At 70.1% G+C, this 23,890-nt stretch carries 18 protein-coding genes and 1 pseudogene; 10 read left to right on the top strand and 9 right to left on the bottom strand.

Annotation, left to right across the window (positions count from 1 at the left end; translation table 11 throughout):
- Positions 1–6 precede the first annotated feature (6 nt).
- Positions 7–1,140: an FAD-dependent oxidoreductase gene (locus ACZ59A_RS37270; RefSeq protein ID WP_470968230.1), complete on the bottom strand. Its 1,134-nt coding sequence runs from the start codon at positions 1,138–1,140 to the stop codon at positions 7–9.
- A gap of 377 nt (positions 1,141–1,517) precedes the next feature.
- Here ACZ59A_RS37270 and ACZ59A_RS37265 point away from each other — a divergent pair, with 377 nt between their 5' ends.
- The 3 genes and pseudogenes from ACZ59A_RS37265 to ACZ59A_RS37255 all read left to right on the top strand — a co-directional run bounded on the left by ACZ59A_RS37265 (position 1,518) and on the right by ACZ59A_RS37255 (position 3,949).
- A complete protein-coding gene (locus ACZ59A_RS37265; protein ID WP_470968228.1) occupies positions 1,518–3,020 on the top strand; it encodes an FAD-binding oxidoreductase in 1,503 nt (500 codons plus the stop codon).
- Between the two features lie 188 nt (positions 3,021–3,208).
- Positions 3,209–3,355: pseudogene (locus ACZ59A_RS37260) on the top strand (alpha/beta hydrolase); the annotation flags it as partial.
- A gap of 153 nt (positions 3,356–3,508) precedes the next feature.
- On the top strand, positions 3,509–3,949 hold the full coding sequence (locus ACZ59A_RS37255; RefSeq protein ID WP_470968514.1) for a hypothetical protein: 441 nt from the start codon (positions 3,509–3,511) through the stop codon (positions 3,947–3,949).
- Between the two features lie 26 nt (positions 3,950–3,975).
- On the opposite strand, the gene ACZ59A_RS37250 is transcribed toward ACZ59A_RS37255, so the two are convergent.
- The 4 genes from ACZ59A_RS37250 to ACZ59A_RS37235 form a co-directional block, all read right to left on the bottom strand.
- Positions 3,976–4,425: a cupin domain-containing protein gene (locus tag ACZ59A_RS37250; RefSeq protein WP_470968226.1), complete on the bottom strand. Its 450-nt coding sequence runs from the start codon at positions 4,423–4,425 to the stop codon at positions 3,976–3,978.
- The gene (locus tag ACZ59A_RS37245) at positions 4,422–4,736 is read right to left on the bottom strand and encodes a hypothetical protein (protein ID WP_470968224.1); all 315 of its coding nucleotides are present in this window, start codon (positions 4,734–4,736) and stop codon (positions 4,422–4,424) included. The genes ACZ59A_RS37250 and ACZ59A_RS37245 overlap by 4 nt, the downstream gene beginning before the upstream one ends.
- The gene (locus ACZ59A_RS37240) at positions 4,733–6,760 is read right to left on the bottom strand and encodes an ATP-binding protein (protein ID WP_470968221.1); all 2,028 of its coding nucleotides are present in this window, start codon (positions 6,758–6,760) and stop codon (positions 4,733–4,735) included. Before ACZ59A_RS37240 ends, ACZ59A_RS37245 begins: the two co-directional genes overlap by 4 nt.
- Positions 6,761–6,842: 82 nt before the next feature.
- The gene (locus ACZ59A_RS37235) at positions 6,843–7,343 is read right to left on the bottom strand and encodes a MarR family winged helix-turn-helix transcriptional regulator (RefSeq protein ID WP_470968219.1); all 501 of its coding nucleotides are present in this window, start codon (positions 7,341–7,343) and stop codon (positions 6,843–6,845) included.
- A gap of 161 nt (positions 7,344–7,504) precedes the next feature.
- Between ACZ59A_RS37235 and ACZ59A_RS37230 the strand changes: the two genes are divergently transcribed.
- From ACZ59A_RS37230 to ACZ59A_RS37220, 3 genes are all read left to right on the top strand, one after another.
- The gene (locus ACZ59A_RS37230; protein WP_470968216.1) at positions 7,505–7,972 is read left to right on the top strand and encodes a cupin domain-containing protein; all 468 of its coding nucleotides are present in this window, start codon (positions 7,505–7,507) and stop codon (positions 7,970–7,972) included.
- Between the two features lie 135 nt (positions 7,973–8,107).
- Positions 8,108–9,052, top strand: coding sequence for an NADP-dependent oxidoreductase (locus tag ACZ59A_RS37225; RefSeq protein WP_470968214.1), 945 nt, complete (start codon positions 8,108–8,110; stop codon positions 9,050–9,052).
- A 92-nt stretch (positions 9,053–9,144) separates the two neighbouring features.
- Positions 9,145–10,362: a metallophosphoesterase gene (locus tag ACZ59A_RS37220; protein ID WP_470968211.1), complete on the top strand. Its 1,218-nt coding sequence runs from the start codon at positions 9,145–9,147 to the stop codon at positions 10,360–10,362.
- A gap of 135 nt (positions 10,363–10,497) precedes the next feature.
- Here the strand turns inward: ACZ59A_RS37220 and ACZ59A_RS37215 are convergent, their stop codons facing one another.
- Together ACZ59A_RS37215 and ACZ59A_RS37210 are read right to left on the bottom strand one after the other, a co-directional pair.
- Positions 10,498–11,823 (bottom strand): DUF6924 domain-containing protein, encoded by a 1,326-nt coding sequence (locus ACZ59A_RS37215; RefSeq protein WP_470968209.1) that lies wholly within the window; start codon positions 11,821–11,823, stop codon positions 10,498–10,500.
- Between the two features lie 362 nt (positions 11,824–12,185).
- Positions 12,186–13,673, bottom strand: coding sequence for an RICIN domain-containing protein (locus ACZ59A_RS37210; RefSeq protein WP_470968206.1), 1,488 nt, complete (start codon positions 13,671–13,673; stop codon positions 12,186–12,188).
- Positions 13,674–14,096: 423 nt separating this feature from the next.
- Between ACZ59A_RS37210 and ACZ59A_RS37205 the strand changes: the two genes are divergently transcribed.
- Positions 14,097–14,996, top strand: coding sequence for a trimeric intracellular cation channel family protein (locus ACZ59A_RS37205; RefSeq protein WP_470968204.1), 900 nt, complete (start codon positions 14,097–14,099; stop codon positions 14,994–14,996).
- A gap of 431 nt (positions 14,997–15,427) precedes the next feature.
- Here ACZ59A_RS37205 and ACZ59A_RS37200 read toward each other — a convergent pair whose 3' ends face one another.
- Entirely contained in the window at positions 15,428–16,621 is a 1,194-nt protein-coding gene (locus ACZ59A_RS37200; protein WP_470968201.1) for a S8 family serine peptidase, read from the bottom strand.
- A gap of 73 nt (positions 16,622–16,694) precedes the next feature.
- Between ACZ59A_RS37200 and ACZ59A_RS37195 the strand changes: the two genes are divergently transcribed.
- The 3 genes from ACZ59A_RS37195 to ACZ59A_RS37185 all read left to right on the top strand — a co-directional run bounded on the left by ACZ59A_RS37195 (position 16,695) and on the right by ACZ59A_RS37185 (position 23,080).
- Entirely contained in the window at positions 16,695–20,003 is a 3,309-nt protein-coding gene (locus tag ACZ59A_RS37195) for a right-handed parallel beta-helix repeat-containing protein (RefSeq protein WP_470968199.1), read from the top strand.
- A gap of 74 nt (positions 20,004–20,077) precedes the next feature.
- Positions 20,078–20,917: a beta/alpha barrel domain-containing protein gene (locus ACZ59A_RS37190; RefSeq protein WP_470968196.1), complete on the top strand. Its 840-nt coding sequence runs from the start codon at positions 20,078–20,080 to the stop codon at positions 20,915–20,917.
- Positions 20,918–21,115: 198 nt separating this feature from the next.
- Complete coding sequence (locus ACZ59A_RS37185; RefSeq protein WP_470968194.1) at positions 21,116–23,080, top strand: hypothetical protein; 1,965 nt, start codon at positions 21,116–21,118, stop codon at positions 23,078–23,080.
- A gap of 81 nt (positions 23,081–23,161) precedes the next feature.
- Here ACZ59A_RS37185 and ACZ59A_RS37180 read toward each other — a convergent pair whose 3' ends face one another.
- Positions 23,162–23,851 (bottom strand): type VII secretion system-associated protein, encoded by a 690-nt coding sequence (locus ACZ59A_RS37180; protein ID WP_470968497.1) that lies wholly within the window; start codon positions 23,849–23,851, stop codon positions 23,162–23,164.
- Positions 23,852–23,890: the final 39 nt, after the last annotated feature.

The raw sequence follows: 23,890 nt of genomic DNA, 5'->3' as shown, positions 1-23,890 counted from the left end.
AGTGGCTCAGTGGCCCTGCTCGTGTCCGGCGAACGCGGTGAACAGGCTTTGTGGTGCGTCGTCGCCGAACATCAGCTCGTAGAGTTCGTTGCCTTCGGTGGCGGCTTCGGCGCCACGCGGGAACATGGCCCGCTCGTACGCGGCGAGCGCGGCCTCGACATCACCGGGGTGCGCGGCGAGGGCCGCACCGAGTTCAGCGCCGTCCAGCATGGCCAGGTTGGCGCCTTCGCCGTTCGGCGCCGCGAGGTGGGCGGCGTCGCCGACGAGGGTCACCCCCGGCACCCGGTCCCACCGGTGCCCGACCGGCAGGCTGTTGAGGAGGCGCAGGACCGGCGCGGTGTCGCCTTCGGTGATCAGCGCGGTCAGCTCCGGCGCCCAGCCGTCGAACTCCCGCGCGATCCGCGCGGTGGCCGCGTCGGCGTCGGTGAAGTCGATGGCGGCGAACCAGTCCTGCGGCTCGGTGAGCGCCACGTAGGTGTGCAGGGCGCCGCCGCTCTCGCGGTGCGCCTGGATCCCCTTGCCCGGCGCGAGTGCGAGCAGCGACCCGCCGCCGACCGCTTTCGCGGCGGCGGGGTGCCGGACGTCGCTGTCGTACAAGTAGGTCTCGATGAACGCCCGGCCGACGTACTCGGGCGTGGCGGCGGAGAGCAGCGGCCGGACCCGTGACCACGCGCCGTCCGCGCCGACCAGCAGGCTTGTGACGACCGTGCCGCCGTCGGCGAAGGTCACCTCGTGGCGGCCCTCACCGAGGGCACGGGTGCCGGCGGCCTTGTGGCCCCATCGGACGGTGCCGTCCGGGAGCGAGTCGAGCAGGATCTGCCGCAGCTCGCCGCGTTGCACCTCGGGGCGTCCGCCCGTGCCGTCGTCGGGCTGGTCGAGCAGCACGCTCCCGTCCCGGTCGAGGATCCGCATGGCCTGGCGGCCCTCCAGGATGAGGCCGCGGAACTCGTCCATCAAGTCCGCTTCCCGCAAGGCGAGTTGGCCGTTGTAGTCGTGGATGTCGAGCATCCCGCCCTGCGCCCGGGCCGTCGGGGAGGGCTCCGCCTCGTAGACGGTGGCCGCGATGCCGTGGACGTGCAGGACGCGGGCGAGCGTGAGGCCGCCGAGTCCGGCGCCGATGATCGTCGCATCAGTGGTCATGGTGATTCCTCGTGTGTCGGACACCTGCCGGGCGGGCGCCCGGCAGGTGTTCCGGAACGATGCCGAAGCCCGCCGACAAACCGCCGAGACCGGATCGGCGACTCCGACAGATGACCGACACCGCGAGCTGCCGGGCTGGGGCATTCGGCGGTACATCGGCATGCTTTCGGGTTGCGGCGCCCACGGGCGGAACCCGCTTGGCGGCTGTGCCGCCCCACTGGCCGATTGACTTGGCGGACGGGAAAGGCGATCGCCTCTCCGGAGCGCTTCTTGTGAGGGCAGCCACGTTGATCAACAGGCGGAATGTACTGCGGGCGGGCACGGCGGGGGTTCTGGGCGCGGAGGCGGTGGGCCTGGCGTCACCGCCCGCTGCGGCCATGCCCTCCACCGAGACGGCGGAGCGGGTCGGCGAACGGGACTGGGAGCGGCTGGCGCAGGCGCTGTCGTCACGTTCCACGCTCTACCGGCCGGGAGACTCCGGCTATCCGCCGCTGGCGCTTCCGTTCAACCACCGCTACGCCGGGATCCGCCCCGCGGGAATCGTGGCGTGCGGCACCACCAGGGACGTCCGTACGGCGGTCGGCTGGGCCCGCGACGCGGGGCTGCCCGCCGTGCCGCGGTCCGGGCTGGGCCACAACTACGCCGGGTACTCCGCCACGACGGGGCTGCTGCTCAACATGGCCCGGATGAAGAGCATCGCCTCCACCCCGCGGCCCGGCGCCCGCTCCCGGGTCTACGGGCCGATGAGGGTCGTTCACGGCGCGGGGACCGTCACCGTGGGGGCCGGGGTCACCAACGGCGACCTGCACCCGCTGCTGGAGGACCGCGGCATGTTCGTGCCCACCGGCCGCTGCCCCACGGTCGGGGTGGCCGGGCTGGTGCTCGGCGGCGGTATCGGCTTCAGCGACAAGATGTTCGGCCTGACCTGCGACCGGCTGGTCTCGACGGACGTCGTACTGGCCGACGGCAGCGTGGTGGAGGCCAGTGCGGACGCCCACTCCGACCTGTACTGGGCCTGCCGCGGCGGCGCCGGGAACAACTTCGGCGTCAATACCTCCTTTACGTTCCAGTACGAGCGGTTCGAAGGCAACGTGGGCTTCTACCAGCTGCGCTGGAGCCTGGACGCGGTTCAGCCGGTGATCGCCGCCGCGCAACAGATCGCCGTCGACACCCTGGACGACAAGCGGTTCCACCTCCGCGTCGGCATCGGCACCCGCGGGGTCACCAGCGACCAGATCCGCGCCAACGCCAACGTCAACGCCATCGGCCAGTACTACGGCACCCTCGATGACCTGCGCGCCATCCTCGCTCCGCTGCTCAAGATCGGCACGGCTGAGGAGCGCGCCCGCAACAGCGCGTCCGTCCGGGAGGTCACTCCGGGCCAGGCGAGTGTGCTGTTGAGCGCCACCACGCCGGTGGACCAGTTCGGCGCCAAGTCGGCGGTGCTGACCTCCCGGACGCTGCTGACCGACGACCAGGTCGATGCCGCCGCACAGCATCTGCTGGACTGGCCGGGCAGCGGCAACGAGGACGGGGCCGGGTTCGCCATGTTCGCCCTCGGTGGCGAGATCAACCAAGTGCCGCCGGACGCCACGGCCTTCGTACACCGCAACGCCACGTTCATCTTCGCCGCCGAGACCACCTGGGCGGACTACGATCCGCAGCACGTCGCCACGGCGAATCTGCAGTGGCTCCGCGAGTTCTACTTCGGCATCTTCGGCGAGACGCCGTCCCGGCACTCCTACCAGAACTTCCCGGATCCGACGCTGAAGGACTGGCAGCGGGCCTACTACGGGGCGAACTACGACCGGCTGGTCCGGGTGAAGCGGACGTACGACCCGACCGACTTCTTCAGCTATCCCCAGGGGATCGGCACCTGACGCCTCCGGCCATGTGGTCGACCACCGCCCGGCCTGGCAACCCGCGTACCACGTCCTCCAGTTGGGCGATCCCCTCGCCCTGGACATGGAATTGGGCCGCCCAGCCGAGACCGTCCACCCGTTCCAGGATCGAGTCGATCTCGGCGCGGGTCGGCGCCGCTCGCAGGTGGGGCAGGAAGTTCAGCCGATGGCGGACCACTCTGGACGCCCTCCTTGAGCTGCCCGAGATCGACGGCCCGGTCGGGTACTCCGGGTGGAGGGCCCTCGGCATCCGGCTGGCGGTGGCCGAGGCCGCGCCGCGCATCGGGCCTCTCCGAGGCGGCGGCCCGCCCCGACACTCCGGGCTGGCGGCTCCCCGGCGGCCTGGTGGATACGCTGCTGCGCGCACGGGGCCTCGACGAGCTCGCCTTCGCGCTGTGCGCCCCGTTCCCCGACGTCGCCCAATCGACGCACACCGTCGCGAACCACTGCACGAACACTTGTTGGCCATGCTTGCCGAGCGGCAGGACGTCCCGACCGAATTGCGCAAGGACTGCATCGCCGCGCTCGTCCGCCTGCGGCATCCGGACCTCACCCGGTGCCGTTCGTCCGACCACCGCACCGCGCTCAGCCTGCCGCGGAGCCACCCCGTACCGGACGAGGACTGGCTGCGCCTGGCCTACCGGTACGAGGAGTTGACGCCGACGGACACGCTGCGCGAAGCACAGCCCGCCCGGGCCGTCGTCCGGCAATTGCTGGGACTGTTCCCCACACAGCGCGACCAGCCGCTCATCCGCCCGTACCGGTGCGCGCACGCCCGGGCACGGCGAATGGCACACGTCCAGCTGGGCACCGACCCGGACGCCTGGGCCATGGCCGCGCGCCTGCTGCCCGAATTCGAGGGGACATTCCCGGAGCTGCTGACCACAGCGACGGCCGTCATCAGCTGAGTCGGCCCAGGAGCTTGCCCAGCAAATTATTCTTTCGGCAGTAGCCGGAAGTCGTCAAAATCAAAGCCGGGCGCAACTACGCAACTCACGAGCACCTCTTCATCACTGGCCGGGCGAGCGGCCTGCCAGTGCCCAGCCGGCACAAGAGCTTGTGGTTGTTGTCCGCTGGCGATATCGGGCCCCAGCAGGATTGTCTCAGGATCCTCTTTTGGCTTCTCACCGGAACCACCCAGCAGTAGCAGCAAGGGGCCACCACGGTGCCACAGCCATAGTTCCGACGAACGCACGGTGTGCCACCGGGATTCCTCGTCGGGAGGCAAGAGGAAGTAGATGGCTGTGCAGAGGGACCTCCGCCCCGGATACCCCTCCGGCTGCACTTCCGTGTCACTGCGCCAAGTTTCCTTGTACCAACCTCCTTCGGGGTGTGCACTCATCCGAAGCAGACGGGCGGTATCGGGAATTGTCGGGTCGGTCATGGGCTTCCTTCCGTTCTTTGAGGGGAATTCTGCTTCTCTCCCCCGCCGGGGTCCAGGACGGGAGGGCCGCCCGGCAAGTGCAGCGTATCGGTGCAGCGGGGCACCAGCCTGGCCGTCGGCAGGCTGGACGGCCAGTAGTCGGTGGGCGCCTCGGGCGAGGGGCGGGCGGAGGCGTCGACGGCTACCTGCACGCGGTAGCCCTCTCGTAGACCGCCCAACACCGTCTGCTGCGCCTTGGCCGCGTCGGCGAGCGGATAGGTCGCGCCGACCGTGGTCACCAGCGCGCCCGAAGCGGCCTGCTCGGTGCTCAACCGTGCTCAGCGCTGGCCATCGGCATCGCCGATTGCCGCAGCAGTTGTTCGACAAGGCGTTCCTTGCCGAGGGCGAGGTGGCGGCGGTAGGTGCCGTAGGGCACCCCGAGCCGCCGGGCGGCGGCCTTGTGGGTGCGGGAAGCCGCGATGTAGGTGGCGGTGAGCGCCTCGTGGGCCTTGACGCCCGCGGGGTCGATCGGCAGCGCACCGAGGGCGGCGCTGATGGCATCCCGCAGGTCCGCGGCCGGGTCGGGCGAGCCCGGTGGCACGAGAGGTGAACGCAGCAGGACGCTTGTGGCGAACTCGCGCGGGGTGTGCCACGTGCGCAGTGCTTCGAGCACGCCATCCTCGAACGCGGCGCGCGGCAGGTCGCCAGGACCGTCGGCGGTGGGTGCTTCGATGGGCGCGGCCACGGCGCGGGCTCGGTCCCGCACCCACTGTTCCACGGTCTGCCGCCGCCAGTCCCGGCCGAAGACGTGCTGCTTCCGCCCGCCGACATCGACGGCCGCGACCTCCAGCAGCCCGGCCCCGGCCATGTAGCGCCGCCACCGCTCGCCGTCCTCGAAGACGGTGGCGGTCACCGCGCGTCCGGTGGTCCGCATCTCCTCGGCGATGGTGCGCCGGCTGATGAGGTCCAGCAAGGGAGAGGGCCGCTGGTGCCAGCCCGGCTGCACCGCGAAGCGGCGGATGCCCAGGTGCTCACCCGGTCCCAGGGGCGCGGCCGTCTCGACGTAGTCCCAGAATGCCGCGACCACAGGGTCCCCGGCCCGGTCCTCGGGCAGTGGGGTCTCCAGCCGCAACATCGCCATGAACCCCGTGGGGGTGGCGGAGCCGGTGTAGCGGTAGACGCGGAAGGCCGAGGGTTGGCGGCGCACCCAGTGCGCGGCCGCGGCTGCCGAGGCCAGTCCCTCCGCCTCTTCGGCCATGCGCAGGACGTCGGGCACGTCCTCGGGCCGCAGCGGGGTGTCCTCGACGTGGGGGTGCGTTCGCCAGGCGTACGGGTCGTCCGGGCCGCTTTGGTTGCGGAAGAGGAACATCCACTCCGCGACCCGCACCAGCGCGTCGCCCTCGGTAGCGGCGCGCACCGCCTGCAGGCCCGCGACCGAGATGCGGACGCGGATGTCGTCGTAGCGCTCGGGGTCCCGCCAGCGCAGGTCGGCCTCGAGTGTCGCCCGTACCGCGTCGTGCGGGTGCAGCCCTTCGGGCGTGGCCTCGATGTAGGGCTGCTGGCGCAGCCAGGAGAACACCGCCGCGGTGTCGGCCTCGCCCAATACCGCGCGTAACAGCGGTTCGCGGGTGACGTGGGCCTGCGCGACAACTTCGAGGGCGCGTCGGTGGACGCCGCTGGGCAGGTCGCCGACCAGCCGCTCGACCAGGGTCGTGAGCACATCGCCGGTGGGCTCCCACGGCGCCCCCGGCGCCGCGGCGGGCACAGACGCGGCGAGGGACAGGGCGAGCGGGCTGCCCCCGGCGAAGGCGATGAACGGGCCGCGCTGTTCGGCGGGCACGCCGCGGGCGGCCAGCAGGGCGTCGGACTGGGCCGCGTCGAGCGGCCGCACCCCCACCCCGGCGAACAGCGGCGCCCAGCCGGGATCCAGCGACCACTCGGGATCGGGGGCGACCCGGCTCGCGAGCACGACGAGCGCGTCCTCGGGGAGCCGGAGCAGGAAGGTCTCGCGCAGCCATGCCTCGAGTTGCTGGCACTGCTCGAAGGTATCGATCAGGAGCACCGCACCGGGCTCGGCACAGGCGGGTGCGGCGGCCTCCTCCAGACGCCGCGGATCCGCGTCCAGAAACCGGGCGTCGACCTGCACCACACGGCGCCCGGCGAGCTCCGCCCGCCAGGCGGCGTAGCGCACCAGCGAGGACTTGCCGATGCCGCCGGGCCCGTGGAGATACGCCACGAGCGGAGCGTCCCCCGCCCCCGACAGCATCCGGTCGAGCACCGCCCGCTCCGGTTCCCGGCCCACCAGCGCCCCGGCGCGTGCCTCGGCCAACCGGCCCGCCAGTCCCGTCGCCCCCAACCGGGCTGCTCCTCTCGTCAGGTCCGTCTTGGCGTCGAAGATCCGCTCGGTGAAGCGCTTCGGCGTAGACCGGGCCGGGTCCTTATGATCCGGCCTTGCGGCGCGGCGCGGCTGAACGAGGTGGCGTGGAGCGCATGTGGTCGCGCACCGGCGCCAACAGCCCGGCGAGAGCCTTGACGTCATCGCGCGAAAGCGGCTCGAACAGGAGGCCCCTGACCACCTCGATGTGACCCGGCAGCACCTTCCCGAGCAGCGCGCTTCCGGCGTCGGTGACGGTGACCGTGACGCTCCGCTCGTCGTCCGGAGAGGGCGTGCGCACGACCAGGCCCGCCTTCTCGAGCAGGCTTACCTGGTAGGTCAGGCCGCTGCGGCTGTAGACAACGCCGTCGGCGAGGTCGGTCATGCGGTGGCTGCCCGTTGGTGAGTCGCCGAGGCGGGCCAGCAGCTGGAATTGGATGTAGCTGAGGTCACCGGCTTCGCGCAGCTGTTGCTCGACCGCGTGCCGGAGCAGGCTGGCGACCTCGATGAGGTCGAAGTAGGCGCCGAGTTGTACGGGGTTGAGCGACGGCGGCGACTTGGACATGGCCCCAGTGTACTGCTTCGAATTCGAAGATTGACGTGTGGTGCGGGTGGGCAGTGCTGGGCCCTGCTGAGCACCGCAGGACGTGGAGTTCGGGCGTTGGCGCGGTACAGGGTGGCGGGCAGGAGGACGGCGCCGCCGTCCGCGGATCCCGAGGATCGGCCATGAGCATCCCCTACCTCGCCCAGCGGGAAGATCAGCAGCAGCTGGAGTGGATCGGCGGGAGCGTCTTCAGCGTCCTGCTCGACGCCGAGGCGACCGGCGGGCAGCTGACCGTCGGGCGCTTCGACGTCAGCGAGGGCGAAGCGCCGCCGTTTCACCTGCACAACAACGAGGACGAAGTCTTCCTGCTCCTGTCCGGTTCCGCGCTGGTGTGGGCCGGCGACGAGGAACACGAGCTGCGAGAGGGCGGCATCGCCTTCCTGCCCCGGCGCGTCCCGCACAGTTACCGCATCACCTCCGCGAAGGCCGACCTGCTGCTCATCGCGACCCCTGGCGGGCTGGAGAAGATGTTCCGCCACGCGGGCCGCGACCTGCGGGAACCACGTCCGGAAGGCTTCGAGATTCCGCAGCGGCTCCTGGCCGAGGCCGCCGAGCTGTCCGGCAACGTCGTGCTGGGCCCACCCCAGTGACACCGCGGTCGCCGCGGACCGTCGCCGCGGCCTCGCGAGCGACGCCACTTGCTTCGAATTCGAAGCAGCAGTAGCGTATCCCGCAGTTGCTTCAAATTCGAAGCAATCAAACGTGAAGCGAAAGCGAGAACTCCGATGAAGGCAGTGCGTTTCCACGAGTACGGCGGCCCCGAGGTCCTGCGCTACGAGGACGTGGAGCAGCCCGTCCCCGGAGCCGGGCAGGTCCGGATCCGCGTCGCCGCGACGTCGTTCAACTCCGTCGACGGCAACATCCGTGGTGGCTTCATGCGCGGCCCGATCCCGGTGGAGCTGCCGCACACGCCCGGCCTCGATGTCGCCGGTACGGTCGACGCGCTGGGCGAAGGCGTGGACGGCCTCGCGGTCGGCGATGAGGTCATCGGGTTCCTGCCGATGGACAAGACCGGCGCCGCCGCGGAGTACGTCCTCGCCCCGGCCGACGTTCTGGCGACGGCACCCAAGGACGTCCTGCTGCCGGACGCCGCGGCGTTGCCGCTGGTGGGGCTCACCGCGTACCAGGCGCTGTTCGACCACGGCAAGCTGACGGCCGGGCAACGCGTGCTGATCAACGGCGCCGGCGGAGCGGTCGGCGGCTACGCCGTGCAGCTGGCCAAGGGCGCCAAGGCCCACGTGATCGCCACGGCCGGCCCCCGCAGCGCCGAGGCAGTGAAGTCGGCCGGCGCCGACGAGGTCATCGACCACACGGCCACGAGCGTGCCCGACGCGGTCGCCGAGCCGGTCGACGTGGTGCTCAACCTCGCGCCGGTCGACCCGGCGCAGCTGGCCGCACTGGTCACCCTGGTCCGGCCGGGCGGTGTCGTGGTCAACACGACGGTGTGGATGCCCGCGCCCAGCGACGAAGAGCGCGGCGTGCGCGGCATCGACCTGTTCGTCCGCAGCGACGCCGAACAGCTGTCGCGGCTGGTGGCACTGGTCGACCGCGGTGAGCTGCGCGTCGCCGTCGCCGAGCGGGCGCCGCTGGCCGGCCTGGCGGCGCTGCACGCCCGGGCCGCCGAGGGCGCGGTGCACGGCAAGGTCATCGTCGTCCCGTCCGCCACCTGACCCCGGGTCGATCTGAGCCGCCGCCTGAGACGGCCGCCTCAAGCCCACCGGATACAGTGCGCGAGAGGGCAGCCCGGTCAGGGAGGGGAAGCGTGACCGACACCAGCACCCGGCCCGCCGGGGGTGAAGCACAAGCGCCACGGCAGAGCCGACTGCACCGCCTGATGCGCTACCTCCCCCTGATCGCCCCCGTCCTGCTGTGGGCCGTGCCCTGCTGGGTGCTCCTGCACACCAGCCAGCACTGGCCGCTGCCCGTCACGCTGATCGGCACCGCGCTGTTCGCCCTCGGTCTCATCGGTATGCCGCTCGCGATGGTGCGCGGCCACGGCCGGCGCCAGCAGGATCGGGCGGCGATCATCGGCGACACCCTGCTGGGCGCGAGCTGGATTCTGTTCACCTGGTCCGTTCTGCTCGGCGTCCCCTTGCGGCTCGCCCTGACCGTGGCCGACGTCGGCGAGAGCCAGGACCGGGCCCGAATCGTCACCTGGGCCGTCCTCGGCATGACCGCCGTACTGCTCGGCTGGGGGTACGCCGAGGCCCGCCGCGTGCCACGCGTGCGCCAACTCGACGTGCGACTCCCCCGGCTGGGTGCCGGGTTGGACGGCATCCGCGTCGCCCTCATCACCGACACCCACTACGGCCCGCTCGATCGCACGCGCTGGTCGGCGCGGGTATGCGAGACGGTGAACACTCTGGAAGCCGACCTGGTCTGCCACACCGGCGACATCGCGGACGGCACGGCCGAACGCCGCCGCGCCCAAGCCGCCCCACTCGGTACCGTGCGGGCCACCCGGGCCCGCGTGTACGTCACCGGCAACCACGAGTACTACAGCGAGGCCCAGGGCTGGGTCGACCTGATGGACGAGCTGGGCTGGGAGCCGCTACGTAACCGCCATCTGCTGCTCGAACGCGGCGGCGACACCCTCGTGGTCGCAGGCGTGGATGACGTCACCGCCGAGTCCTCCGGCCTGGCAGGCCACCGCGCCCACCTCGCCGGAGCCTTGAACGGCGCCGACCCCGGCCTACCCGTCCTGCTCTTGGCACACCAGCCCAAGTTCATCGACCGGGCAGCAGCCGCCGGCATCGACCTCCAGCTCTCCGGCCACACCCACGGCGGCCAGATCTGGCCCTTCCACCACCTCGTCCGCATCGACCAGCCCGCCCTCGCCGGCCTCAGCCACCATGGCCCCCGCACCCTCCTCTACACCAGCCGCGGCACCGGCTTCTGGGGCCCGCCGTTCCGCGTCTTCGCCCCCAGCGAGATCACCCTGCTCGTGCTCCGCTCCCCGCACCTGCCCACCTCGACATAGCACTCGACGGGCCGACACATCCGCGTGGAGCAGCCCACGAGCCGAGGCGCCTGACCAGGGCGAGACAGCCGGCCCAGTCCTCGTCCATTCTCAGCAACGGGCCAGGAACTGTCCCGAGGGCACCGAAGCCTCCGATCACAGTCGCAGGATGTTGTCCGGGGCGCGTGCCGCCTCATACGCGAATCCCCAGAAGTCCGAGTGCCCGATGGCCAGGTTCACGTGCACCAAATTGATCAGCGGAGGCGGCAGGCGAAACTCGCGTCCGAGCTCTTCCGCGTTGTCCCCGTCGTTTTCGTCGTCCAGTTCCTCGCATCTGGTCGAGACCGCGAGCAGGGTGTGATCCCCCTTCATCGTGGCGGCATCGGCCAGGAACACCACTTCGAGCCCCGGTTCTCCGGCAAGTGTGGACAGCACCACCTCATCCGGGCTCGCCCCGGAGAACGCGCGATCGTCGACCACGTGGGTGCGCACTTCCGACTGACCGTCGGGCTGATCGAGCAGGTCGACCACTGCCCGCCACGCTTCGTCGTCCGAGTAATCCGTGCGCACGACAAGGGCGTCAGTCTCGAAGTCGTACCCCGTGCGGTTGATCGTCGGTCGCGTTCTGCCCACCTCTCGTGGAAGACGCACACCATGCCACGACCAGACGGCGAATCCGTCTCGGTAGGCGATGGCGGGGCCGGTCTCGCAGTGCAGGCGGCCTTGGTCGTCACGGTGCAATGTGGTGGGGCGCTCGGTGAGGATGACGGCGTGTTCGAAGGGCCACCACCGCCCGGCCGATCGCGCGACGCGCATGATGCCGCGGAGCCGGTCAGCCTCCGCGACAGACCAGTGGGCACCGAAGTAATCCCAGGCCGCGAGCCATTCGACGTCGTGCTGGCCAGGTATCGACCTGGGGATCTCCGTTCCGAGCTGATCCCGGACCTGGGCCCGGACATGGTCCCGGACCCGCTCCCCGAACCCGTGGCTGTGGACGCGATCCAAGATCTGGGCCCAGACCTGATTCTCGTCATACGCTCCGACCCGGCCTCCGAACTCCTCCCGGAGCAGCACCCGGACCTGCTCCACGACGTGATCCGGAATCTGATCCCGGACCCGGTCCCGGACCAGCTCCCCGGCCTGGTACCGGGCCCCGGTCTCGGTCACGCTCCGACCTCGGTTCTGAGCATCGACCTGAGCCCGTATCTGAGCATCGACCTGAGCGCGGACGTGAACTTCGCTCCCGGGCCGGGAACCCTCCGCGCCCGCCAGCATCGAGGCCCCGATGGCTCCGGCCATGGGCGAGTCGAGCCAGACGCACAGCGCCGGAGGCTCCAGGCCCGCCGCGCGATAGGCGTCGGCCACACCCGCCTCGGCCTCGGCGCGGTCGGCGGGGCCGGTCGCGAGGCCGTGGGCGAGCCAATCGTCCTTGACCCGGTCCAGGGAAAGGATTTGGGAGTCGGTCAGCTCGTTGATCTTCACCGGGTCTGTCCTGTTTCTCGGGAAGGCGGCTGGCGGGTTCGGTAGGCGGCTCACCCGCCTGACGTAATTCTGCAGATCACGTCCGGGTAAGCACAATGCGAGAATCGCGGATTATGTCACCCTCTCGCCGGAAGAATTCACTGTGCGCCGGAGAAGGTCCGGCTTCCGGCCGGAACGGTTCCGAAGCAGGTCGATGATCGCGCGGGTAAAACTGAGTCGGCTGCGTTGAGCGCGCCTCTGGAACGACGCGGGGACACCGACCGCCTCGGGCTGGTCGGAGAGGCTGAACGCCGACGAACTGGGCAACGCCGCCGACGGTCTGATCCGTAGTCGCGCTGCTCGTCTCGTGGTTGACTCCGGTCTCACCCGCGAGTGAAGACCCACTCGTGGTTGTCGCGCTTCTCGGCCGCGCACGGCGAGACGATCAGATCGCGGGTGTCACTCTTGGGGCCGTAGGACTTCAGGCACATGTTGTGACTGGCGGCGTTGCGGATCCAGAAATTGCCGTCCCGCCTCTTGTCCAGCCACCACAGCTGGTTGTCACCGTTCGTGCCCTGGCACGCGGACTCCTTGACCTTCTCGCCCTTATCGGCGGCACCGCTGCCGGGGAGGTCCAGGCACCTCTTGGCCTTGATGTTGCGGAGGACGAACAGCGACGCTCCGCCCGGACCGCCGCTCTTGGACTTCTTCTGCGCGCTCCACAGCTGGTTGTCGCTGGTGTGGTTGTTGCACTTCGCCTGGACGATCCGTCCGCCGGCGGAACCCTTGCCGGTTCCGGGGATGTCGGCGCAGGTGCCGTTCGCGCTGTTCTTGATCAGCGTCCGGGTCAGAACCGCGGGGAGCGGGTTTGCGGGGGTCCGGCGCCCTGCCTTGGTCTCCCCCTTCTTCTGTCCTGGTGTCTCCTCCTTCTGCCGCTTGCCCCCGTCCTCCTCGCCGTCCGCCTTTCCCGCTTCCTGTGCTTCCCCCGCATCCGGGCTGGCCCCCTCGGGGACCGGGCCGTCCGACCCCTCCGACGACGGCGAGGATTTCCGCTCCTGGCCCCCCGACCCCTTCGATGCCTTCGATGCCTTCGATGCCCTGGGAGAGGGGGATTCGGCGACGAACTCGCCCTCCTTGTCGCCGTTCTCGCCCAGAACCGTGTCAGCGGAGGAGTCCACCTTCTTGGGGTCGTCCTGGTCTTTGTTGGTGGCCATGACGAGCAGCGGTACGGCGATGAGGATGACTCCCGCCATGGCGGCGCCGGCGAGCATGGGTTTCCTGGGACGGCCAGGGAATCCGGCGTCTCGATCCGAGGGGCCGCCGCCCGGGGCCGCGGCCACCGCCGTCGCACCCTCCTCGGCCCGCCCCGCGGCGGGTGCAAGGGCGGCCGCGCTCAGGCCGATGCGCGAGACCCGGGCGCGGAGGCCGCCGCCGATGGACAGTTGACCCGCCGCCGGTTCCTCCCGGCTGGCGGCCTGCTCCTCGCGTTCGCCTCGCGTCTCCCCGGGCTGCTCCCCGGTCCGTTCTTCAGCCTGCGCGCCGTCCGGTTCCGCGGCGCCGCTGGTGACCGGGCCACCGCTCGTGGCTGTCCTGCGCCCGGTGGCCGGAGTCGCGCCGCCACCGGATTCGGCCTCACCCCGCTCATCCGTGGACGCCCGGATGGGCCGTGACACAGCGGGAGGTGAGGGGGACATCCTCGCCTCCGTGAGGCTTTCCCCCTCACCTCCCGCGCTGGGCCGGAAGGAGGCCGCCTCACTCGCGGCGAGCGGAGTACCGCGCACCACGGTCAACTCCGGCTCACCCGACGCGAACCCCTCGGCCGACGGGCCGCTCGGTGCCTGGGAGCCACCGGCCTGGTGCTGATCGGACATGCACTTCTCCTCCCGGCCATGGACACGGGACCCATGACGCTGGGGTGGGTTTCGACGGGGATCGGGACAGGCCACGGTGCCCTGCGGTGGCATGGGCCCAGGATCTCCCCCTTCGGCCACCCCGCGACGTCCCTCTCACCCTGCAGAAAAGGTACTGACCAGTTCATCTTCGATGACGGATGGTCGCCTCAAATATGTGTGCGGACATCGGCGACCACAAGATATACAGGCCCGGAAAAATTAGCCGCCACAGCGGAAGCGGGGCCGGTCACCCGCCCTGACACCCTGATGGCTTTCTTCCGAAGCTCGGTCGCATTAATCCGGGCACAGTCCACTTGCGTCAGACCCTTCCTGGTCCGCATGTTCTATATGCCCTCCACACCGAGACGGCGATAGCCGAGGTCTCTCATCTGAAAGCCCCTCATGTACCAACTTACCGCCGTCATTCATTATCCGCTGGACCTGGCCGGCATCTTCGCCTTCGCCCTGTCCGGGGCGCTTCTCGCCGTCCGCAAGGACTTCGGCATCTTCGGGACAGTGCTCCTGGCCGAGGTCACGGGGGTGGGTGGCGGCCTGTTCCGCGACATCGTGCTGGGTGTCACTCCGATCGCGTTTACCGATCTCGGTTACGCCCTCGCTCCGGTCCTCGCCGCAGCCATCGTCTTCTTCAGCCTCACCGCCCAACGCCACGGAATGGTGTGCGAGGTGCTCGACGCGGCAGCCCTGGGCCTCTTCAGCGTCACTGGCGCGATGAAGGCGCTGGCTCACGATTTCGGGCCGCTCCCTTCCATGGCGCTGGGCGTTGCCGCCGCGGCCGGTGGGGGCATTTTCAGTAGTGTCCTCGCACGTGAGATCCCCCCGGTCCTGCGCTGGGACCAGGACCTGTACGCGCTGCCCGCGGTGGTGGGGGCCGGCGGGGTGGCGGTCTTGTACGCGGTCGGGATGCTGACGGTTCCCTCAGCGGTGTGGGTGGGCACGGCGGCGTTCGCCATCCGACTGCTCGCGCTTCACTTCCACTGGCGGACTCCCCGATCGCTGGCCCGGCGCGATAAGCAGCCGCCAGCATTCCCGCCGCCGCCCGGAACCGCGGCTTGGGGGTTCGAGAGCACGCTGCCCCGGGTCCAGGACATGGAGCACACCCTGCGCATGCGCTTCCCCAGCTCACTCGCCCATGGGCAGGGGCTGCCCGCGCCGGCCGAGCACACGCTCCAGTTGAGACTCCCCTCGCTCAAGAACCCCCTTCCCCACCGCACACCGGCGCAAGGCGAACACGGTGCCCACCACCCCTCACACCGCGACGACAGGGGCAACCTCCCCGCATGACGATGACGGGCCGGGCACGGGCAAAGGCGTGCTCACGCCCGTCATTCCTCTCGGCCGGATCCGCTCAGCCACTCATTGGTCATCCCATGCCACTCTGCACCGGAACGCTTGTCACCGAACGCACCGTCGAGCATTCCCCACAAGTGGCACCGACAGGCACCGAGACCGTGCCCCTCCGCAACGCCAACGCTCGCCACGTCATCGACCGCGGCCTTCCGGCCAGAGAGCTGGCCGCCGACCGGCGCCACCAGCAGATTTGGGCGCCGGCCTTGGTGGCGCAGATCCGCGAACACCGGACCGGTCCCGCCGTGCTACCGGATCGGATGCCGCCCACCCTCCTGTGGGCCGACGAACTCCGGGGGCCTGATGCCGGGGGTCCGATATGCCACGGGTGCGGGAGAGCAGGCCCCCACACCCGGCCCGGTGGGGGACTATCCCGCCGGGCGCCAGCCGCGGGCCTTGCCCAGCGGCACGATGACCATCGCGGCGCCCACCAGCAGCACCACCGCCAGGGCGCCGCCGCCGATCATCAGCGCCCGCACACGGAGATCGTCCGGTGCCGCCGTGGGCATGTGTGCGGGTTCGGCCTTCGCCTCGGCGGGGGGCCCGTCGGTCGGCAGGACCGCCATCAGACCGGCATAGGTATCCAGTTTGGGGACGGTGTCGGGGTAGGCGGCCTGCAGCAGCCTGCGCGAGACCTGGGCCGCGGAGAGGCCGGGCTGGTAGGAGCGGATCAGTGCCGCGGCTCCCGCGACGTGTGCGGCCGCCAGGGACGAGCCCGAACCGATGTAGTGGCCACTGCCCTTGGGCCCGATGCCGACGACGGCGTCACCGGGCGCGGCCAGGTCGGGGTCGAGCGCCGCGGGGCCGCCCTTGGGGCGGTCTCCGGCCGGGCCGTAGTCGACCACCGACAGCACATCGGGGACGCGCGCGGGCCAGTACGCCCGGGCCCGGGTGTCGGGCTGCCCGCCGGCGTTCTCGGGCGCGACGTCCGGCGCCACGGGGGCGACGATCAGCACGTCCTTGCCGCTCGCGTAGGCGACCGCGTCGGTCATTTCCTTGCCGCCGGTGGCCAGGGCCTGGCCGACGTAGACCACCCCCGCGCCCTGGTCCACGGCGGACCTGATGCCGTCCGCCACCAGCTGGGCGGAGGGGTTACCTCGGGTGTCCGTGCCCCGTACGGCGAGGATGCGCGCGGCGGGCGCGACACCCGTGACGGCGCCCTTCCCCTCGGGGGCGCCCGCGATCAACCCCGCGGCGAAGCTGCCGTGGCCCACGCAGTCCTGACTGGCCGCACCGTCGGCCGTGACCCGGCCGGACAGTGCGGGGCTTTGACGTCCGACCCCGGTGTCCACGACGGCCACGGTCACGCCATCGCCCCGCGAAAGCTGCCAGGAGCGCGACAGTTGGAGTGCCTGATGCGTCCAGGGCCGGGCTTCGGCCGTCTTGCCCGAGGCGGTGGCGCACGCGTCGTCGGCCGCCATCCGCAGTCGCAGCGGAGGCAGGCTCACCGGGTCGCCGTCGTCGGCGTGGGCGGGCGGAGACATCAGCGGAGTCATCAGCAGAGCGGGCAGCGCGGCTGCCGCCGCGAGGGCCGCGGTCCGGCGGTAACGGTGGGATGGCATGCGGAACATGGTATGGGATGGAATATGGGGACTTGGGCAGAGTTCGGTCTCCTCGAAACCAGGAGGGCGTGACGTGTCACGGCAGGTACTTAACGTCGATCCGGAGCAGCCGGAGGGTTTCCGGACGATCGGTGAGGCGCTGGCCACGGCACGTACGGGCGCGGTCGTCCGTGTCCGCCCCGGCCGGTACGCCGAGAACCTCACGGTCCGGACCCGGGTGACGATCGTGGCCGAGGGCGAGCCGGGGAGCGTGGAGATCTGTCCTCGGCGGGGTACGGCGCTGACGCTGGTGGCGGACGCGGTGATGCTGACCGATCTGCTGCTGCGCGGTGGAGCTGAGGATGTGGCCGTGGTGGACGCGCCGCGCGGTCAGGTGGCGATGGACCGTTGCACGATCGTCGGGTCGGGGTGGACGGCGGTGCTGGCGCGGCAGACGGGTTCACTGGCCATGCGCGGCTGCCGGGTCACCAACCGCGAAGGCGCCGGAATCGTGGACACGTCCGCCACCGGCGGTGTCATCGAGGACTGTGTGCTGGAGAACCTGGGCACCTCGGCCATCGTGCTCGGTGAGAGCGCCCAGTCCACGATCCGCGACTGCCGGATGCGCGACGCGCGCGGCAACGGTGTCCTGGCCAACGGAGACGCCAAAGGGACGATCGAGTCGTGCGACATCACCGCGACGGACAAGCCCGCTATCGCGCTGGAGGGCAACAGTACGACGCGCGTCGTACGCACCACCGTGCGGGACACCACCGTCGGCGTCTATCTGACCAGTTCCTCGCGTCCCACGCTGGAGCAGGTCTCGGTGTCCGGTACGACCGGGCCGGGAATCGCCCTGTCAGATGGTGCCGACCCCCTGTTGCGGCGGTGTGTCACGACCCGGACGAAGGGGCAGGGGCTGGTGGTCTCCGGGCGTTCGCGCGGCACCTTCGAGGACTGCGAGTTCACCTCGGCCGGCGGGCCGGCGATCCGGGTGGCCGACTCCAGTTCTCCGTCGTTCTTCCGCACGGTGGTGCGTGACTGCGCCGACACCGCGGCCGCGGTGCAGCTCGTCGAGGAATCGACCGCGGAGTTCGAGCGCCTGGAGATCTCGGACGCCCGGGGCAGCGCCATCTCCGTCCGCTCACACGCCAACCCGCTCATCCGCCGCGCCCTCATCACCGCCCCCGGACGGTTCGGCGTCGAGGTGGGTGAAGAGGGCCGCGGACGGCTGGAGTTCTGCACCGTCGAGCGCGCCGCCGACGCCGGGATGCGCATCGCCGACGGCGGCAACGCCCAGCTGGACGACTGCGTCCTGCGCGGCTCCGGCGAGGCCGCCCTCTCCATCGGCCGCGAGGGCGTCGCCACCGTCCGCGATGTCGTGATCGATGGCAGTGGCGCCTCCGGTGTGGCCGTGGAGGACGGCGGGGAACTGACCCTGACCCGGGCGGCCATCAGCGGCGCGGCCGCACACGGCGTCCTCCTGACGGCCGGATCCCGCGGCGAGCTGCGCGCCTGCGAGATCAGCGGCAGCGTCGGTGACGGCATCCGCATCGACACGGCCGAGCCGGTCACCGTCACCGACTGCACCGTGCGCGACAACCGCGGCGCCGGGCTGACCCAGGCCAGGGCCAGTGAGCGGCTGGAGGTGATGGAGCTGACCAGCGCCGAGAACGCCGCACCCGACACCTGGGGCTCCGAGGTGGCAGCCAAGACCGGCCACGGCGCCTCGGGCAAGGAGGCCCGGCGCGGCGCACCACAGGATGCGCTGGAGGACCTGGAGGCACTGATCGGCTTGGAGGGCGTCAAGCACCAGGTACGCACCCTGGTCAACCTCAACCAACTGGCCCAGCGCCGACAGCGGCTGGGCATGCCGGTACCGTCGATGAGCCGCCACCTGGTCTTCGCCGGTCCGCCCGGCACCGGCAAGACCACGGTGGCCCGCCTCTACGGCTCCATCCTCGCGCAGCTGGGCGTGTTGCCGGAGGGGCATCTGGTCGAGGTCTCCCGCGCAGACCTCGTCGCCCAGGTCATCGGCGGGACGGCGATCAAGACCACCGAGGCGTTCAACAAGGCCATCGGGGGTGTGCTCTTCATCGACGAGGCATACACCCTCACCTCGGGCGGGTCCTCCAACGACTTCGGCCGGGAAGCGGTGGACACGCTGCTGAAGCTCATGGAGGACCACCGCGAGGACGTGGTGGTGATCGCCGCGGGCTATTCCGCCGAGATGGGCTCCTTCCTGTCGTCCAACCCCGGCCTGGCCTCCCGCTTCACCCGCACGATCGAGTTCGAGAACTACTCGGTCGAGGAGCTGGTGACGATCACGGAGAGCATGTGCCGCTCACACCAGTACGAGCTGAGCCCCGGCACCACGGCGGCGCTCGCGACTCACTTCGAGAAAATGGACCGGGGCGCCACCTTCGGCAACGGGCGTGCCGCGCGCGGGGTCTTCGAGGAGATGGTGGACCGTCAGGCCTTCCGATTGGCCACGATGGCCGAGCCCGCCGAACGTGATCTGACCCTCCTGCTCCCGGAGGACGTCAGCGAAGCGGTGACCACCGAGCAGGAGACGGCCGAGGACGGGGAGACGATACTGGCGAAGCTGGAGGCCATGGTGGGCCTGGGCGCCGTCAAGCGCGAGGTCACCGATCTGGTCAGCCTGCTCACCACGGCCAAGCAGCGCGAGGCCGCCGGGCTGCCCGCGCCACGCATCAGCCAGCACCTGGTCTTCTCCGGCCCGCCCGGCACCGGCAAGACCACCGTGGCCCGCCTCTACGCCGGGCTGCTGACCTCGCTCGGCGTACTCCCCCGCGGGCAACTGATCGAGGTGGCACGCGCCGATCTCGTGGGCCGCTACGTCGGCCACACCGCACAGCTCACCAAGGAAGTGTTCGAAAGCGCGATGGGGGGTGTGCTCTTCATCGACGAGGCATACACCCTCACCCCCGAGGGAGCGGGCTCGGACTTCGGCCGCGAAGCCGTGGACACCTTGCTGAAGCTGATGGAGGACCACCGCGAGCAGGTAGTGGTCATCGTCGCGGGCTACACCGGCGAGATGCAGCGCTTCCTGGCCTCCAACCCCGGTCTGGCCTCGCGATTCTCACGTTTCGTGGAGTTCGAGGACTACACCACCGACGAACTGCTCACCATCATGGGGCGGCACGCCGAGGAGTCCGGCTACACCTGCCCCGCGGAAACGCTGGAGGCACTGCGCACCCATATCGAGACCATCCCGCGCGACCGCTCCTTCGGCAACGCACGGCTGGCCCGTCAGCTACTGGAAACGATGATCACGCACCAGGCCCGGCGGCTGACGGCACTGCCCCGGCCAAGCGTGGACGACCTCCGGACACTGCTGACCGAGGACCTGCCGACGGCCAGGCCGAGCGTGCGCAGATGAGGGGGCGCGGGCGGCCCCGATCGCCTCCCCAGACCCCCGAGTCCCGCAAGTCCGCCGTTCGATGGAGAACCCACGTGCCCGACTTTCCCCTTCTCGGCCTGCGGGCGAAGACTCCGGTCATGGTGGGATCCGGACGTCTGACGGGCGAGGAGCGCAGCATTCGCATGTTGCTGGACCAGGGAGCGGGGATCGTCGTCACGAAGACCATCTCTCCTTCTCCCACCGAAGCCATGGACGAACGGATCCTGCGGCTGCCCGTCTCCACGCTGAACAGGGCAACCTGCTCACAGCGCCCGATCGACGACTGGCTGCGGATGCTGCGCTCCTTCGCCGACGAATCCCTGCCGGTCATCGCCTCCCTGCACGCCGGCTCACCGGCGGAACTGGGCATGCTCGCGCGAGCGGTCGAGATCACCGGCTGCCCGGGGGTGGAACTCAGCATCTCGTGCGTCGATGACGAATCGGGCTTGGAGGACGACAGCCCCCAACGCGTCTACGACTACACGTCCGAAACACGCTGCTGGGTCGAACTCCCTCTCTCGGTCAAACTGGCCGTCGGTGCCGGCCTGGAGGACCGGGTACACGCCGCGATCGCCGCCGGCGCGGACGCCCTCACCATCTCGTCGCAGACCGGCGAGCTGGAGCAGGGCGAACCACCGGTGCTCGCGGCTATCCGGCGACTGCGCACGCGGGGATTCGACCTGCCCATCATGGCGTGCGACGGCGTGACTTCCGGCCGCGACGTGGTGGACTACCTGCGGGTCGGCGCCGATGTCGTGCAGGTAGACACGGCGCCGCACACCGATGCGTACACCACCCTGCGATCCATCGTCACCGGCACCGAACGCATCCTGGCCGACGCCGATACCGGCACCCACCAGTCCCCCGGCCCACCGGCGGAGACAACTCCATGACACCTCGGAGCGCACATCGAGGTGCGCTGCGGCCGGACCACCTACTCCACTCTCCCCCGAGCCACGCGCCATCATTTTTCCCGCACCGGACGAATTGATCCCGCCCGGCTCACCTTGCGACCACGACCCCTCTCTCCCAGGGTGGAGGATTCGTAGCCGAAACACGCCTCACCGTTTCTTCCAGAAGGTGCAGAGATAATGATGAGTGGATTCAAGCGACGCGACTTTCTGCACAGCGCGGCGGCCCTGACGGCCGGCGTCACCGTCGCCGGATGCTCCCCCGGTGCCACTGAAGTGAAAGAGGATGAAGGGGCAGCCGACGCCGGTCCGGTCATCGCTGTCAGCACACAGCGGGCGCTGGCCAAGGTGAGCCGGGACATCGTGGGTGTCAACGGCGCCAAGTGGTACGACGACGCCTTCGGACTGTGGGACGCCGAGGCCGATGCCCCGGAACCGGAAGCCGTCAAGAAGATGAAACAGAGCGGCATTTCCCTCGTACGGTATCCGGGTGGGACGTCATCCAACCTGTTCAACTGGAAGGGAGCCACCGGGCCCCAGCCGAGCCGGAGCCGCCAGCTCGACGGGAAGGACGGGGAGGAGGTCGACAGCACGTACGGCCCCGACGAGTACATGTCCCTCGTGAAGAAGATCGACGGTACGCCCCAGATCATGGCGGCGTTCGCGAATTCGACACCACAGGAAATCGCGGACTGGGTGGCGTACATGAATGCCCCGCAGGGTACGAAGTGGGGGGATCTGCGGGCGGAGAACGGCCACCCCGCCCCCTACGGCGTGCGCTGCTGGGAGATCGGTAACGAAATATTCGGAAAGCACCAGCGTTATTGGATGAGTGCTGACGACAATACGGCCATCAAGCAGTACGCGTTCGGTGGCACACAGCGGCAGCGAGGCCAGCGCGTCGGGCAGCCGACGGATCACAGCCCCAAGGCATCGGTCAGCGACGGCGAGCCGAGCCAGAACTTCACCGTGTGGTACCCGCCCGTGGTGCCCAGGAGCCAGGTGGTCCATGTCGCCGGCACCAAGTGGCGTCAGGTTCCGGACCTGTCCTCGGCGGGTGCGAGCGACAAGGTCTACACGTTCGAACCGAAGAGCGGCACGATCTGTTTCGGCGACGGCGCGCACGGCGCGATCCCCCCGAAGGGAGCGAAGATAACCGCCGACTACGACTCCGGCCCGCACGCCGGGTTCGTGGACTACTACAAGGCGATGAAGGACGTCGACCCCACGATCCGCGTCCTGTCCGTCTGGGCGTCCATCGATCAGGGGAAGCTCATGACCGGCGACATGAGCTTCCCCCGGCTCATGGCCGAGCACGGCCACGCCGATGACTACGACGGCATGGCCATCCACCCCTACACGAACTTCTCGCGCGACTTGCACGTCACCCGTTTCCCCGACAAGCGGGCCGGTCACGACTTCCAGATGCTGGGAGAAACGGCGGCCACCACGATGGTCACCGATCTCATGGACGAGATGCGCAAGTACGGCAAGAAGGACCCGTATGTCGCGGCCTCCGAATGCGGCGCGCTCTTCTTCGGCGGTGAACGCGGCGCGCAGACCTATCCCCAGTACTCCTACGCGATGTCCCATGTTCTCTACATGGCATCCCAGTGGGCCCATTTCAGCAACTGCGGTGTCGCGTGGACCGCGAGCAACGACCTGCTCAGCCCCAAGCCCGGTACCGCACGGACCGTGTTCGGAGGAGCCCCGGAGTTCATGCCCATGCCGGAAGCCATTATGCGCGAGCAACTGCGCGACTTCTTCCATGGTGGCGGCGAGATCATTGACAGCGAAGTGAATGACAACGTTGAAGTCGCGACCGACGAGACCCCTCTGGGCTCCTCCTACGAGGCGCTGGTGACGACGGCCTCGATCGACCGGGACGGGGCCCTCAACGTCCTCGTGGTGAATCGCTCGCCGGACAAGGACATCAAGGCGCACGTGGCCCCGAATGATTTCACACCTGCCGGAACCGTCGACGTGTCCGTGGTCGCCGGAAGGACCTTCTACGACTTCAACAGCAAAGAGCGGCCGAACTCCGTCAAGATCGAAAAATCACAGGCCAAGACGGATGCGAAGACATTGGACTGGTCGTTCAAGGCACATTCGGTGACGCTGCTGCGCTTCCCCGCTGAAAGCTGATCCTCCGGCTCAGTGCGGATTCTGTCTGCCGGGCATGGGACCCATGCCCGGTACAGCGTGGGAACACGTGCGCGCCTGCGGCTATCCGTCGGCGGCGGAGTCATCCTCGGCGAGCCCCGCGCCACTCGTGGTGGCGGGGCGTACGGCACGGACGGCCTCGGGCTCCTGGTGCTGCTCGGCGTCGTCTTCCCCGGTCGTCCCAGCGGACCGCGTGATGCTCTCGCCGGCGAGGGCCCGGCGCAGCATGTCGGTCTCCACGGTCATGCTGACCGGACCCGATGGGTTGAGGTAGAGCACATGCCCTTCGGGGAGCCGATTGATCACTTCCGGGACGGGCATCAGCTCGAACGCCAGACGGCCCGCGGTGTGCAGGTAGACCGGCGAGGTGAACAGCGGCACGACCGGGGTCTCGCCGTCCGGTGCGGTGGCGGTCAGCGGATCGCCGCCCGGGGTGACGAACACCGCCGCCTCCGGCAGCTCGGCCAGCGCCTCGGGCACGGCCTCCCCGGGCCCATAGCCGGTCGCGGCCAACTGGAGCGCCGCGTCGACGTCATCGGCGGGCTCCGGCCAGCCGAGCGCCGCGGGCGACGGGCGGTACTCCTCGTTGTCCTGCCACTCGACGATCTCGCCCTCCGCGCCGGACCGCCACTGGCCGATGACGGCCCAGCCGGGGGGCGGGCCCTCACCGCGCCAGGTGGGGTCGACCATGCCGAACCAGTGGTCGGGCGCGGTCCGGGCGGCCTCGCGGATCTCGTCCGGGACGGGCGGCATGTTGTCGGTGGCGCCCTCGATGTGCTCGACGCCGCCCTC

The organism is Streptomyces sp. NPDC040405, assembly GCF_055595765.1.
The sequence above is the reverse complement of the archived record's forward strand: the minus strand, read 5'-3'. Positions and strand labels throughout refer to the sequence as shown.